The 13,525-nt window shown below is 69.8% G+C and carries 16 protein-coding genes; 4 read left to right on the forward strand and 12 right to left on the reverse strand.

Translation table 11 applies throughout. From position 1 onward, the window contains the following. The first annotated feature begins 9 nt into the window (after window positions 1-9). The 4 genes from ACFSVL_RS33640 (at window position 10) to ACFSVL_RS33655 (ending at window position 4,362) form a co-directional block, all read left to right on the forward strand. Complete coding sequence (locus tag ACFSVL_RS33640; RefSeq protein WP_378310015.1) at window positions 10-933, forward strand: VOC family protein; 924 nt, start codon at window positions 10-12, stop codon at window positions 931-933. 57 nt (window positions 934-990) lie between these two features. Then, window positions 991-2,733: an FAD-dependent monooxygenase gene (locus ACFSVL_RS33645; protein WP_378310016.1), complete on the forward strand. Its 1,743-nt coding sequence runs from the start codon at window positions 991-993 to the stop codon at window positions 2,731-2,733. Window positions 2,734-2,749: 16 nt separating this feature from the next. Then, window positions 2,750-3,187, forward strand: a complete 438-nt coding sequence (locus ACFSVL_RS33650) for a nuclear transport factor 2 family protein (protein ID WP_378310018.1) — start codon at window positions 2,750-2,752, stop codon at window positions 3,185-3,187. 431 nt (window positions 3,188-3,618) lie between these two features. Beyond that, window positions 3,619-4,362, forward strand: coding sequence for a helix-turn-helix domain-containing protein (locus tag ACFSVL_RS33655; RefSeq protein ID WP_378310020.1), 744 nt, complete (start codon window positions 3,619-3,621; stop codon window positions 4,360-4,362). 8 nt (window positions 4,363-4,370) lie between these two features. On the opposite strand, the gene ACFSVL_RS33660 is transcribed toward ACFSVL_RS33655, so the two are convergent. From ACFSVL_RS33660 to ACFSVL_RS33715, 12 genes are all read right to left on the reverse strand, one after another. Then, window positions 4,371-4,979: a hypothetical protein gene (locus ACFSVL_RS33660; RefSeq protein ID WP_378310021.1), complete on the reverse strand. Its 609-nt coding sequence runs from the start codon at window positions 4,977-4,979 to the stop codon at window positions 4,371-4,373. Next, a complete protein-coding gene (locus ACFSVL_RS33665; RefSeq protein ID WP_378310022.1) occupies window positions 4,976-5,392 on the reverse strand; it encodes a cytochrome c-type biogenesis protein in 417 nt (138 codons plus the stop codon). Before ACFSVL_RS33665 ends, ACFSVL_RS33660 begins: the two co-directional genes overlap by 4 nt. Beyond that, window positions 5,389-5,916 carry a TlpA family protein disulfide reductase gene (locus ACFSVL_RS33670; protein ID WP_378310023.1) on the reverse strand — a complete coding sequence of 176 codons (528 nt, stop codon included), beginning with the start codon at window positions 5,914-5,916 and terminating at the stop codon, window positions 5,389-5,391. Before ACFSVL_RS33670 ends, ACFSVL_RS33665 begins: the two co-directional genes overlap by 4 nt. Next, a complete protein-coding gene (locus ACFSVL_RS33675) occupies window positions 5,913-7,898 on the reverse strand; it encodes a heme lyase CcmF/NrfE family subunit (protein WP_378310025.1) in 1,986 nt (661 codons plus the stop codon). The genes ACFSVL_RS33670 and ACFSVL_RS33675 overlap by 4 nt, the downstream gene beginning before the upstream one ends. 3 nt (window positions 7,899-7,901) lie before the next feature. Further along, window positions 7,902-8,285 (reverse strand): cytochrome c maturation protein CcmE, encoded by a 384-nt coding sequence (locus ACFSVL_RS33680; RefSeq protein WP_378310026.1) that lies wholly within the window; start codon window positions 8,283-8,285, stop codon window positions 7,902-7,904. 103 nt (window positions 8,286-8,388) lie between these two features. After that, window positions 8,389-9,129 (reverse strand): cytochrome c biogenesis protein CcsA, encoded by a 741-nt coding sequence (gene ccsA, locus ACFSVL_RS33685; RefSeq protein WP_378310028.1) that lies wholly within the window; start codon window positions 9,127-9,129, stop codon window positions 8,389-8,391. 1 nt (window position 9,130) lies between these two features. Further along, window positions 9,131-9,811 carry a heme exporter protein CcmB gene (locus ACFSVL_RS33690; RefSeq protein ID WP_378310030.1) on the reverse strand — a complete coding sequence of 227 codons (681 nt, stop codon included), beginning with the start codon at window positions 9,809-9,811 and terminating at the stop codon, window positions 9,131-9,133. Further along, window positions 9,808-10,485: an ABC transporter ATP-binding protein gene (locus ACFSVL_RS33695; RefSeq protein ID WP_378310032.1), complete on the reverse strand. Its 678-nt coding sequence runs from the start codon at window positions 10,483-10,485 to the stop codon at window positions 9,808-9,810. Before ACFSVL_RS33695 ends, ACFSVL_RS33690 begins: the two co-directional genes overlap by 4 nt. Further along, window positions 10,478-11,344 carry a hypothetical protein gene (locus ACFSVL_RS33700; RefSeq protein ID WP_378310034.1) on the reverse strand — a complete coding sequence of 289 codons (867 nt, stop codon included), beginning with the start codon at window positions 11,342-11,344 and terminating at the stop codon, window positions 10,478-10,480. Before ACFSVL_RS33700 ends, ACFSVL_RS33695 begins: the two co-directional genes overlap by 8 nt. Before the next feature lie 97 nt (window positions 11,345-11,441). Continuing rightward, complete coding sequence (locus ACFSVL_RS33705; protein ID WP_378310036.1) at window positions 11,442-12,647, reverse strand: hypothetical protein; 1,206 nt, start codon at window positions 12,645-12,647, stop codon at window positions 11,442-11,444. A gap of 36 nt (window positions 12,648-12,683) precedes the next feature. Next, window positions 12,684-13,043 (reverse strand): VOC family protein, encoded by a 360-nt coding sequence (locus ACFSVL_RS33710; protein ID WP_378310038.1) that lies wholly within the window; start codon window positions 13,041-13,043, stop codon window positions 12,684-12,686. A gap of 97 nt (window positions 13,044-13,140) precedes the next feature. Next, window positions 13,141-13,473: a hypothetical protein gene (locus ACFSVL_RS33715; RefSeq protein ID WP_378310039.1), complete on the reverse strand. Its 333-nt coding sequence runs from the start codon at window positions 13,471-13,473 to the stop codon at window positions 13,141-13,143. Window positions 13,474-13,525 lie beyond the last annotated feature (52 nt).

Here is a 13,525-nt window from a genome sequence, read left to right on the forward strand (position 1 = left end):
GGCTGGGCAATGGCATTGCACCGGTTGAACTCACTCGTCGTCGGCGTGCCCGACGTCGCCACGACCGCCCGGTACTACCGGGATTTCGGCCTCGCCGAGGACGCCGACGGCTGGTTCAGCACCCGCGACGGCGGCCGTCAGCTGAAGATCGTCCACTCGCCGCGACGGCAGCTGATGGAGCTGAGCATCGGCGCGGACGACCCGGACGACCTCACCCGCATCCGCCGCCAGCTGTCCTCTTTGGACATCCCAGCCGAGATCGCGGGCGACACGTTGTTCACCCGCGAACCGGTCACCGGATTCCAGGTGGTCGTCCGGATCGCCGACCGGCTGCACCAGGATCCCGAGCCGCCCACGCCGTACAACGGACCCGGACGGCTGGAGCGCACCAGCACGCGGGCGCCCGGCGTGCTGCGCACCGGCCCGGTGTGCCCGCGCAAGCTCGGCCACGTCGTCGTCGGCTCCCCCGACCACGAGCGCACGATCCAGTTCTTCACCGCCGGGCTGGGGTTCAAGACCAGCGACGCGATCAAGGGGCACGGCGCGTTCCTGCGCTGTTCGACCGACCATCACAACGTGCTCGCGCTCGCCGCGCCGGTCGCCTTCCTGCACCACACGTCGTGGCAGGTCGAGGACGTCGACGAGGTCGGCCGCGGCGCGACCGCGATGCTGGAGGACCATCCGGAACGGCACGTGTGGGGCCTCGGCAGGCACCACGCGGGATCGAATTTCTTCTGGTACCTCAAGGATCCCGCGGGCAACTTCTCCGAGTACTACTCCGACATGGACAGCATCCTCGACGACCAGCTCTGGACGCCGGAGACGCTGGAGGGCGCCAAGGGGCTGTTCAACTGGGGTCCGCCGCCCCCGCCGTCGTTCCTGCGCCCCGACGACCTCGCCGCGCTGATGACCGGCGCGCACCAGGCCGGCTGACCCGGCCGTACCCCTTCGTCCCTGCTGACTGGGCACCGCCCAGGAGGTCGATCCGTCATGTCTGCTTTCGAAACCGATGTCCTGATCGTCGGTGCCGGTCCCGCCGGCCTGACCGCGTCCGCCCTGCTCGCCGCGCAGGGCGTGCGCGCCGTCACGATCACCAAGTACCCGGGCACCGCGCATTCCCCGCGCGCCCACATCACCAACCAGCGCACCATGGAGGTCTTCCGCGACCTCGGCATCGAGGACGCCGTCCGGGAAGTCGCGGTGCCCAACGAACTGATGGGCGACAACGTCTGGGCCACCAGCTTCGCCGGACAGGAACTGGCCCGGCTGAAAACCTGGGGCAGCGGCACCGCGCGGCACGCCGACTACACCGCCGCCAGCCCCAGCGCGATGTGCAACATCCCGCAGCACATCCTCGAACCGGTACTGCGCGCCGGAGCCGAGCGGCACGGCGCCGACCTCCGGTTTTCGACCGAACTCGTGCGCATCTCGCAAACGCCGGACGCAGTCCACGCGGTGGTCGCCGACCGGGAAACCGGAGCCACCGAGGAGATCGTCGCGCGGTACGTGATCGGTGCGGACGGCGGCCGCAGCACGGTGGCCGAACAGCTCGGTTTCGCATTCGACGGCGAATCCGGACTCGGCCGTGCCGCGAACGTGTGGCTGGAGGCTGATCTCACCCGCTACACCGCGCACCGGCCCGGAACCCTGTACTGGATGTGCCAGCCTGGCAACGACTACTGGGTCGGCTCCGGCACGTTCATCTGCGTCAAGCCCTGGACCGAATGGGTCATGCTCTTCATGTACGACCCGGCCGAAGGCGAACCCGACCTCTCCCCCGGCGCCGTCCGCGCGCGAGCGTCGACCATCATCGGCGACCCGGACGTCGAGATCCGGATCAAGGCCGTCAGCGAATGGCAGATCAACCACCTGGTCGCCCGTTCCTACCGGCGCGGCCGGGCATTCCTCGCCGGGGACGCCGCGCACCGGCATCCGCCCGCCAACGGGCTCGGCACCAACACCTCGGTGCAGGACGCGTTCAACCTGGCGTGGAAACTCGCTTCGGTGCTCCGCGGCGAAGCCGGGGAAGCGCTGCTGGACACCTACGACGCGGAACGGCAGCCGGTCGGCAAGCAGGTGGTCGACCGCGCGATGCGCAGCGTCGAGGACATGCGGCCGATTTCGCAAGCGTTCGGCTTCCGGCCCGGCCAAAGCGCCGAGGAAGGCTGGCGCAGCCTCGCCGGCCTCGCCGCGGACACCCCGGAAGGCCGGGCCCGCCGCGCCGAACTGCGAGAAGCCGTCGAACTGCAGAACTACCAGTTCAACGCACACGGCGTCGAACTCGGCCAGCGCTACGCCTCGGCCGCGGTGCTGTCCGACGGCACACCCTGGCCTGCCCCGTCGCGCGACGCGGAGCTGTACTACCAGGCCACCAGCCACCCCGGGGCCCGGTTGCCGCACGCCTGGCTCGAACACGCCGGAACCCCGGTGTCCACTGTGGACATCACCGGCCACGGCCAGTTCACCGTGCTGACCGGAATCGGCGGACAGGACTGGCTCGACGCGGCGGGCAAACTCGCCACCGAGTTCGCCATCGACCTCGCCGCCCGGCAGATCGGCCTCGGCCGCGAGTACACCGACCCGCTCGGCGACTGGGAACGCGTCCGCGAAATCACCGACGGCGGCTGCCTGCTCGTCCGCCCGGACCACCACGTCGCTTGGCGCAGCGCCGACCTGGCCGACGATCCCGCCGGGACGCTGCGCGAGGTCCTCCGGCAGGTGCTGGCTCGATAGTCCCGAAAGGAACGTCATGGTGCACAACGAAGTCACTGTCGACGGCAAGGCGATCGCGGAAACGTATTTCAAGCAGATGGACGCTGGCGAGGACTTCTTCGGCCTCTTCGCGGACAACGCCTACGTCTACTTCCCGAAGCACGAACCCGCGCGCGGCATCGCCGAGATCAAGCAGCTGTTCGCGGATGTGTTCGTGCTGTTCTCCTCGATCGTGCACGAGGTGCCCTACTTCAACTACGTCCAGCAGGGCGATTACGTGGTCGTCGAAGGCATCACCCACGGCGTTCTCGCCGACGGCACTTCTTGGCGGGCAACCGAGGGACTGGGCGGCCGCTTCTGCAACGTCTTCGAAATCCGCGACGGCCGGATCCAGCGCCTGCACATCTATCTCGACCCGGACTACAGCGACGCGGACGCCGGGCGTTACCCCTGGCTGCAGGACGCCAGCACCTGAGCGCACGACGACGCGCCGCGCGCCATTCATCCAGAAAAGGCTCAATTTGTGCGACGTGCCGTGCGCGGAGAAACGGTGGGTGCGCCAGTTCGCGGAGAGTGCGAGCGGGGTTAGGGATTTCCTGGCGGAAGTACCCTGCTGCGACCCGGCCCAAGCTCTGCCGGAAAGCGGGCAGAAGTGGTGGGCTGAGCAGCCCCGCTGACCGGTTTCGGAGATGGGTCGCGCGCCGTGCGGACACCGGTTCCCCGCCCGGCCGCGTTGTGCGAAGGCACCAACGGAACCCGGCGGGATACCGCACGCAGATCACACGATCGGACCAAGGTAAAGGAGGACAACCGGGCTAACCTGATTGTGCGCTGTGCGTGTCCGGAGGGGGAAACGCGATGCCGCTCGCACACAGGTCGACGGTGGACCGGCACTGGACCGCAGCGGTGGACGCGGTGGTGACGGCGGCCGCGGCGAACCTCAGCAGCCCGCCGTCGGTCGACGAGATGGCTCGGATCGCCTGCTTGAGCAAATACCATTTCGTCAGGGTGTTCCACGAGGTGACCGGTCTTACTCCTGCGCGATTCGTCACCGCGTTGCGGCTGCGGGAGGCCAGCCGGCTGTTGCTGCTTTCCGAAATGGCAGTCATGGACGTCGGCACGGCTGTCGGTTACAGCAGCGCGGCGACGTTCACCAACCAGTACCGCAGGTACACCGGCTTTGCTCCACGGGACCTGCGCCGCCTCGCTTCCTCGGCCAGCCAAGACGAATTGCGGGGAATGATTTCCGTCGCGATGCGCGCGATGCCCGGACGGAGCGAGGACCGCGGCACGGTATCGGGTACCGTAACGGTGCCGGCGCGTTTTTCCGGCATAGTCGTGATTGGCCTATTTCCAGCACGGCTCGCGTCGGGGCTGCCGCTGATGTGCACGGCTTGCCGCGGCAGCGGACCGTTCCGGCTGGAGCCGGTTCCGGACGGACACTATTGGCTCATGGCGATCGGCCTGCCGTCGAGCGCCGACGTTTCGAGCTGCCTGACGCCGGTGCCCGAGACTCTCCTCGTCGGTGCCGCGCCAGTCCGTGCCGCGGGAAGCACGTCCGCACCGGCCGACCTGACGCTGCGCTGGGCCAGGCCGAGCGATCCGCCGGTGCTGAGCCCCTTGCCCGCGCTGCTGCTGACCCGGCGCTAGCGGAGCGATCATGGCTTCTCTCCGGCCAGGCCGAGCAGGTACAGTGCGTCCTGGCGGTGGTTGCCGTCCGGCTCGGCGGCAAGATACTCGCGCAGGCTGGCCGCCCCCTCCGGACCTCGCCGGAGCCCGGTGATCAGGATGGCACCGCGGAAGTACTTCGCCTCGGCGTACCCGGGTGCCGACCGCAATGCCTCGTCCACCGCCCACAATCCGTCCTCCGGCCGCCCGGCGAGGTACAGCAGATACCCCATCGACGACAGCGCTTCGGCATTGCCGCTGTCGACCCGCAGCACCGTCACATATTCGTCGATCGCCTTGTCCGCCCGGCCTTCCTGGGCATAGCGGCGGGCACGGTCCAAGCTCGCGCTCACGTCGGCGTGTGGGGCGGCGGGCGACTGCGCCGCCGCGGGCTCGGCAGCGTCCGGCGGGTTCATCGCGGTGACGAACAAGGGAACCGTGCAGAGCACGGCACCAGCCGCGAGGACGAGCCGCCGGCGGCGGGCCGCCCAGAAACCCGGCCGCCGTCCGGCCGGTTTCGCGGCGAGCAGCGGACGGACGACACCGAACAGCACTCCGAAGGCCAGTACCGACACGCCGGCCGCGATCCACCAGTTCACTCCGGCCTTCCTCTCGCGCCGCCTTCGCGTCCGATCCACCGGCGAGCCGCCAGCGCCCACCGGGTCGCTCCCGCGACGAGCGCCGCGGCCGGGATCGCCCACGGCAACAAGCCAAGGCCGCGCGAAGGCGGCTCCAGGAGAACCCAGTCCCCGTACGCGGCGACGAACTCCCGCCGGATGTCGTCCGGCGTGCGGCCCGCCCGCAGCTCCGCCACGATCCGGTCGCGCATGTCCCTGGCCACCGGCGAAGGCGAGTCCGCGACGGAGACGCCCTGGCAGGTAGGACATCTCAACGCCGAGCCGAGTTGCCGCGCAGTCTCGTCGACCGACGGGGAGGGTTCGGTCAGCAGCGCGAGCGCACCCAGTGCGACGATCGCCGCGGTCACAACCAGGAAGCGCCAGCGCCGCGTCATCCGTGCTCCAGCGAGGACAGCCGGGCGGCCAGGGTCGACGGGGTGAGCGGTCCGCGCTCGACGTGGTCGATCCGGCCGTCGCCGTCGAGGAAATAAGTCTGGGGAATACCGCGTACGCCGAAGCTCAGCGCGGCCCGGGACTTCTCATCGACCACTACGGGCCAGTCCGCGCCCGCCGTCCGCAGAAATTCCCCCGCCGCGGCCGTCGTGTCGTCGAATACGATCGCGACAAACACGAAGCCCCGCTGGCGGTAGCGCGGCCACGCGCCGCGCAATACCGCGAATTCGGCCTTGCACGGAGCGCACCAGGACGCCCAGAAGTTGAGTACCGCCGGATGGCCGCGGAGGTCGGCCAGCCGGAGAGGCCCGCTGCCGTCGAGCTTCTGCAGAGCGAAGTCGGGAGCAGGGCGCTTCACTGGCTCCACGTCCTCGGACGGCCGCAGCGCCGCCACCGCCAGCACCGTCAGCACCGCGACCAGGAGGGCGGAGACGGGCACCGCGATCCGCCAGTGCCGCCGGCTCACGGTGCCGCCCCGACCGCGGCGGCGCGCCCGGGCCGAGACGGCGAGCGACGCCGGACCGGCCAGCCGCAGAGGAACCCGCCGATGACGACCAACGCTCCCCCAGCCCAGAACCAGGACACGCCCGGGTTGACGTACAGCCGGACGGTCGCCTGGTTCCCGGGCTGCTGGACCGCGAGCAGAGTCGCGTAAAGGTCGGTCCAGACGCCGCGCCGCAGCGCCGGTTCGCCGATCGGGTCCGTGGTGCCCCGGTAGGAAGCGATCGACGGTGACAACTCCCCCTCCGAGCCGTCTCCGGTGCCGAGCGTGAGCCGGGCGGACAAGGTCGTGCGTTCGGGATCGGCGTGCTGCTCCGCCCCCGCGTAGGACAGTCGGTAACCAGCGAGCACGGCGGACTGTCCGGGCACCAACGTCGCTTCGGCCTCCCGGGACAGCCCCGCGCTCGCCGCGATGCCCGCGGCAGCGAGCGCGAGGCCGAGATGCGCGAGCAGCGCACCGTGCGAGCGCCGCACCGCATGGCCGACGAACGCGGTCCACAGCGACCCGAGAACGGCGTTCCCACGGGAATACCGGGCGCGCGCGGAACGGGCGAGTTCGCTCAGCGCGCCCGCCGCGGCGAACACAGCGAGGCCAAACCCGAGCGGCACGGCGGTGCCTGGCGCTCCGGCGACCCGCATGCCGGCCGCCGCGACGACCGCCGCGGCGGCGGGCAGCGCGAGGCGGCGCAGAAGCCGGCCCGGCTGTCCTTTCCGCCACGGCAGGAGCGGCGCGATCCCGGCCAGCAGCAGAACGAGCAGCAACAACGGTGTGGTCGTCTGCGTGTAGAACGGCTTGCCGACCGTGACTTCCGTGCCCGAACTGGCTTCCACTATCAGCGGGTACAGCATTCCGGCACCGATGGCCGCAGCCAGCACGGATAGCACCAGATTGTTGCCGAGGAAGAACGTCTCCCGGGACAGCGCCGCGTCCAGCTTTCCGCGCGAACGCAACCGGCCTGCTCGGCGCAGCACGAGAACGAAAGCGGCGACTACCACTGTCCCGAGGAAGACCAGGAAGAACGGCCCGATCGCGGAGTCCGCGAAGGCATGCACGGAAACCAGGAGGCTGCCCCTGGTCAGGAAGGTGCCGAGAACGGTGAGCACGAATGTGGCGAGGATCAGTCCGACGTTCCAGATCTTGAGGATCCCGCGCCGTTGCTGAAGTCGCGCGGAGTGCAGGTATGCCGTCGCGGTGAGCCAGGGCAGCAGGGCGGCGTTCTCCACCGGATCCCACGCCCAGAACCCGCCCCAGCCGAGCACGGTGTAAGCCCACAGCGCGCCGAGACACAGACCGGCGGCGAGGAAACACCAGGCGGCCAGTACCCAGCGGCGCGCGGCCTGCACCCACCAGTCGGCGGCGTCGCGTTCGGCCAGCGCGGCGACGGCGAACCCGAGCGGCACCGCGAACCCGATCAGCCCGAGATAGAGCACCGGCGGGTGCACTGCCATGAGCACGTTGCTCCGCAGCAGCGGCTGCAACCCGGCACCGTCGGCGGGGACCGGGGCCGCGAGGGCGAACGGGTCGGTAGCGACGACGACAAGCGACAGGAAGAAGACCTGCACCCCGGCAACCGTGGCGAACACCCACCGCAGCGCCGGATGCGGATGGCGACGGGCCCAGCAGGCGAGCGCCGCGCCGTACCCGGCAAGGACCAGGTTCCACAGCAGGAGCGAACCGCCAGCCCCGCCCCACAACGCCAGCACCTTGTACAGTCCCGGAGCCGCGCGGCTGGAACTCTCGGCGACGTACCGGACCGCGAAGTCGTCGGACAGCAAAGCAGCCAGCATCGCCGCGTTCGCCGCCGCAGTCGCCAGAACGACGGCGAAGCAGCTGGCGCGGGCGCTTTCGGCAAGGGCCGGACGCCGTCCGCCGAAGAGCGCGGCGAACAACCCCCAGGCCGCAGCGGCGAAAGCGAGCAGCAGCGAGGTCCGGCCGAAGACATCCATCGGCTAACTCCGCGTGTCCGGCGGCGGGGTGTAACGGTTGCCGTGCTTGACCAGGAGTGTGTCCGCTCGGACCACTCCGTCGGGACCGTAGCTGCCTTCGACGATCGCGCCTTGCCCGTCTTTGAAGGTCGCCGGCGTCGTGCCCGTGTACACGACCGCGACCTGTGCCCCGGAGTCGCGCAGCAGGAACCGGATCGCCGTACCGTCCTGCACGATCGAACGCGGGACCACCTGCCCGCCGACGCGGACCCGCGCCGTGCTCGGGCCGGCGTGCAACTCGCCCGGCGTCTGGTAGTACACGAGGTTGTCGCCGGCTCCCGCCGCCACCACCCAAACAAGCGCGCCGGCGATCAGCCCCGCCGGCACCAACGCGACGGCCTTTCTCATTTCCTTGGCCCCAGCCGTGAAGCCCGGCGCAGCCGGTGCCGCAGCGACGTCGCGTAGCCGGCCACGACGACGAAGGTGACGAGATACCCGGCCACTGCGTAGCTCAATTCGGCACCTCCTTTCCCACCCGCGCCACCGGCGCGCGCAGCAGGTCCGACCTCGCCCGCTCCTCGACCCGACGCAGGTGCATCCGCGTCACCAGCAGCCAGAGGTAAGCGAGAGTGAACGCGGCGACCGCGAACCCGAGAGCGAACAGCATCGACGGCGCGACGACCGGTCCTTGGACCCGGAGCACCGACGGCGGCTGGTGCAGTCCGCGCCACCACAGCACGGACAGGTGCACGACGGGCACGTCCAGAAAGCCCAGCACCCCGATCACCGCCGCCCACCGGTAGGCACGCATCGGGTTTTCGGGCAGCCGTCGCACCGCGAGGTAGCCGAGGTAGATCAGGAACAGGATCGCGGTGGTGGTCAGCCTCGGATCCCAGGTCCACCACACGCCCCAGGTCGGGCGGCCCCAGATCGCGCCGAGGACGATGGTCAGCGCGGTGAACACGACACCGATCTCAGCCGATGCCTCGGCGAGACGGTCCCAGCGCGTCCGCCTGGTCCGCAGATAAGCCACGCTCGCGGCGAACACGACCGTGAACGCCAGATAGGCGATCCAGGCGGTGGGCACGTGCACGTACATCAGCCGCTGAACCACGCCCTGCTCGGCATCGGCGGGCACGACCACCAGCGAGAGCACGGCACTGAGCGTCAGGAAGACGGCCGTCGTCCAGCCGAGCACCCGCCGCCCGCGTTCGCTGGTGAGCCATCCGACGGCTCGGCGCGACCTCCGCATCTCAGTCCTCCACCATGTAGTCGAACAGCAGGGTGCCGGCCGCCCAGAACACCAAGGCCACGACGAGCAGCAATCCCAGCCAGCGGCCGAGTTCTCCGATGGGGCCGTACAACGCGATCGCAGTCGCCTTCGCGCCCGCGATCAGCATCGGAACCGACAGCGGGAAAACGAGCAGCGGCAGCACGGACTCGCGGGTCCGCGCCGCGCCCGACACCGCTCCGAGCAGCGCGCCCAGTCCGCCCATCCCGAGGGCGCCGAGCAGCAGCGCCGCGGCCAGCCCGCCCGGCGAAGCCGCGGCGGGCAACCCGTACAGCACCGCGACCAGCCCGAAAACTCCTGACTCCAGCACCGCGAGCTGAATCGCGATGGCGATCGCCTTGCCGAGATAGAGCACCGAATTCGGCCTGGGGGAAAGCAACAGCCCCAGCATCGCGTCGTCGTCGAACTCGGCTTCGTACGCGCGGCGGCACAGCAGCACGGCACCGAACAGCGCGGTCAGCCACAGCAAGCCGGGAGCCAGCCGCTCCACGGCCGCGCCGCCGGGCCCGAGCGACAGTCCGAAGGAGACCACCAGCGTCGCCACGAACGGTCCGACCAGCACGGTCGCGTGCCGTGCCCGCAGCTCGACGCGCAGATCCTTGGCGGCGATCACCGCGACGACAGACCGCGCGCCCACCTTCACCGTTCCTCCGTCGACGCGGTGACCGGCATGCGCGCCGCCTCGTTCACGCTGCCCGCCGCCAACCGCAGGACTCGGTCAGGCAGCAACGGACGCTCGCTGTCGTGCGTGGCCAGCACGACGGTCCGCCCGGCGAGCCTCGCCTCGCCCACGATGTCCTCGACCAGCTGCTTCGCTTCCTGGTCGCACGCCGCGAAAGGCTCGTCGAGCAGCAGCAGCTCCGGCGCGCGCACCACCAGCCGGGCCAGCGCGAGCCGCTGCCGCATGCCGGGAGAGAAGCCGTGCACCCGCTCGCTGGCTGTCCTCGCCATCCCTACCTGGTCGAGCGCGGCGGTGACGTTCGCGGCGCTGATGCCATGGAGCCGGCACACGAACCGGAGGTTTTCCTCCGCGGTCAGCTCGTCGTACAGCCGCGCGCGATGCCCGAGCAATTCGGTACGAGCGCGGATCGCGGACCGCTCCCGCACCAGGTCGAAGCCCAGCACGGCACCCGTACCGAAGGTCGGCGAGATCGCCGTGCCGAGCAGCCGCAGCAAGGTGCTCTTCCCTGCCCCGTTCGGGCCGCGCAGCAAGACGAACTCGCCCCGCTCGATGCGCAACCCGACGCGAAGCAGGGCCGGGACCGGCCCGAACAACCGGGTGACCCCGGCCAGCGAAACCGCGGGCGCGCTAGGCACCGGCGGAACCGGAGCGCGCGATACCCCTCTCGACGAACTGGAACGCCTCGGTGCCGGAGACCTGCATGGGCACGTCGATCGGGTGGGACAACGCGATCAGCCGCGCGAACGGCTCGATGGACTCGTGCGCGGTGCGCGGCACGCCCGCCCGGCGGACGTCCTCGACGTTCTCCAGCGGGATGCAGTCCCGGATGCTGACCGGAGTGCCGACCGGCGGGAAGTCGGTGACGCGGCCGTACGCCAGCGTTCCGTGGATGGCCCGGAACGCGCCGAACCGGGTTTCGATGAGCGCGTAGGGGTTGAAGAACAACGAGGCGGGGAACCCGCCGCGCCGGCCGAGCGCCCGCGCGATCCCCAGCGAGGGCTGGAAGACGTCGGGGTACTCGCGTTTGAGCGTCTCCCCGAGAATGATCCGGACCGGTCCCAGCACGTCATGCTCCACCCGTGCGTCCAGGTTCAGGATCTGCATCCAGACGACCTGGTGCCCGGCGTCGAAGTAGCCTTCGGGCCGGGTGAGGAAGTCCTCTTCCCGGATGACCGAAGGCAGGGTGCATCCCTCTGGGAGCGGGATGTCCACCCGGTTTTCCCCGCCGGGCCGGTACACGAACGGCTCGGACCTCGAGACCGTCTGCGTCGCGGGCGGCATCGTGAAGTTGACGGCCTGACCGGCCAGATCGCCCTGCTGGATCTCCAGCGAAATGATGAAATGGCTGAGGAAGCCGTCGATTCCCGCCGCAGGAAAAGGCTTGATCTGGTCCCCCATCTGGCGGACAAGTTCGTCATGTTCCGCGCTCAGCGCGTGGTACCGCGAAACGAGTTCCGCGTACGATCCGCCGCCGGTCTCTTCGGAATCTGCCATGATTCCCCCTTCTCGGTTCGCTTCTGTCGGCGGTTTCTTCCGCGTTTTCCCGGCCGGCGCGTTTCCGCGACGGCTCCGAACTTGCTTCCTTGACCGCTTATTTGGGCAGGGTCTTGCCGAAGATCTCCGCGTCGTGCTGCGACGGTTCGTTGCCGTACACCTGCTTGAAGGCCGCGCGCCAGTCATCGCCGAAACGAATCGGGCCCTGCGGAACGTCATGTGGGACGTAATGCAATCGCTTGACCAGCGACGCGATGGAATAGGCGTCGGAGGCGCTCATCTGAGAGTAGAACTGCCAGAGCATGATGTGCTCGAGCGGGCGCGGCCTGCCGTACTGGTCCGGCTCCACCGCGATCCCGCGACGCATCGCGCGCATCAGTTCGAACACCGAGGTGTCGCGACTCGGGCCGTCCACTCCGAACTTCGTCAGGTTTCCCCCGTACAGCACGGCGTTCCCCGGGTACGGGAAAGCCGCCAGCCCCTTCTCGCCGGTCCGCAGCGGCAGATCTGGCCCGAGCCGGAACACGCCGACGAAGGCGTCCTTGGGGTCGCCGCCCGTGAACTCCCGCAGGACGCCGTTTTCGTGGTGCGAATGGCATTCCTTGCAGCCGACGACCGCGGCGAGCAAGTACTCGGCACGAGCGGGCGACGGTCCGGTCGGCGGGTCCGCCGGATGGGGCACCGGAGCGGCGGGCTGGGGCGGGAACGGCAGCTGCCGGTCCGGGATCCGGTTGCTCACCGGCGGCAGGCTCTTGAGGTAGACGGCCAGCGCCCTGGCATCGGAATCGGCGAGGTGCGCGAAGAACGTGTGCGGAGCGAACAGGAAGAGCACGCGGCCGTCCGGCGTCTCGCCGGTGCGCAGCGCCTTCACGATGTCTTCGACCGACCATCGGCCGATCCCGGTAGCGACATCCGGCGTGATGTTGCGGCTGTACACGACTCCGCTGCTGGTCGGGGAGAACCGGAGGATGAACGGAACCCCGCCCGCGTCGACCCGGGTCTCGTCGAGGTACTGCTTCCAGTCGGGATTCGTCCGGAAGTCGCGCTCCCGGGCGATCTCCTGCTCGTCGCCGGGCGGCGGAGGCTGTGCGGGCACCTTCGGCGGCGTGTGGCAGGCTTCGCACACGCCGATGGTCGCCAGGTAACGGCCGCGGGCAAGCAGGTCCGCGGCCGCGGGGCGCGCACCGGCGGCCGGATCGGAACGCTCGGCCCGCAACGAACCCGCACTGCCGGCCAGCAGCCCGACGCCGAGGGCGGCCAGACCGGTGAGCGCGACCACGAACGCGGCGCGACGAGATGCCATTTCCCCTCCCCTGGCTCTCGGACCTGGTTGCCTGGTTCAGCTCCGCGGCCCGTGCAGGGCGAAGGGAGCGCCGGTGGGATCGGCGAGAACGGCGTACCAGCTGTGATCGGGCAGTTCGGTGGGTTCCTGCAGCACCGCTCCGCCGAGCTTCCGGGCCTGCGCCACGAACGGCTCGACTCCGGCCACCTGGACATAGGGAACCCACATCGGCGGTGCCTGCGGCGCGGACGGCATGATGCCACCGATCGGAGGGCCTTCCCCGCTCTGGATCTCGACGTAGGGGTGGGCGTCGTCGCCGGTCGGCGTGAGCTGCCAGTCGAACAGCTCGCCGTAGAACTGCCGGGACTTCTCGATGTCCGTCGTCGCCAGCTGCATGTACCCGAACGGGTGTGGCATCGCCGCTCAGCCCCTCCTGTGTGGCGCCTTCGACCACGACGAGTGTGACAGTTCGGCCCTCGCGAAACCTGTCAGGGATTGCGGTGTTGCCCGGCGTTCACCCGCCAACGTGTTTCAGGGCCTGCAGTGCCAATTCCGACCATTTTTTCGCGTGCCGCACCGGAATTTGCACCCATTCCTTCATCGGACGCCCCTTTCCTGAAGGATCGAACAGTTCCGCGCCGGTCAGCTTCAACGCGGCCGCGTGCGGCTCCGGCGGAAGCTTGAAGGCGACGCCGTCCCGGAATTGGCACGCGTAGGCCTTGCTGCCGGCCTTGAGGCACGGTTTGCCGAACAGAGTGCCGCGCACGCTCCCGTGCTCCGACATCCGCTCCTCGAGATCGTCGAATTCGGCGCGTGCCGCGGTGATCCGGTCTTCGTCTGTGGCCATGGGGAAACTGTGGCACTTCGCACCGGGGTGTGCCAGCAGCGGCGCCGGCGGT

The organism is Amycolatopsis silviterrae (assembly GCF_042684085.1).
GTDB lineage: Bacteria > Actinomycetota > Actinomycetes > Mycobacteriales > Pseudonocardiaceae > Amycolatopsis > Amycolatopsis silviterrae.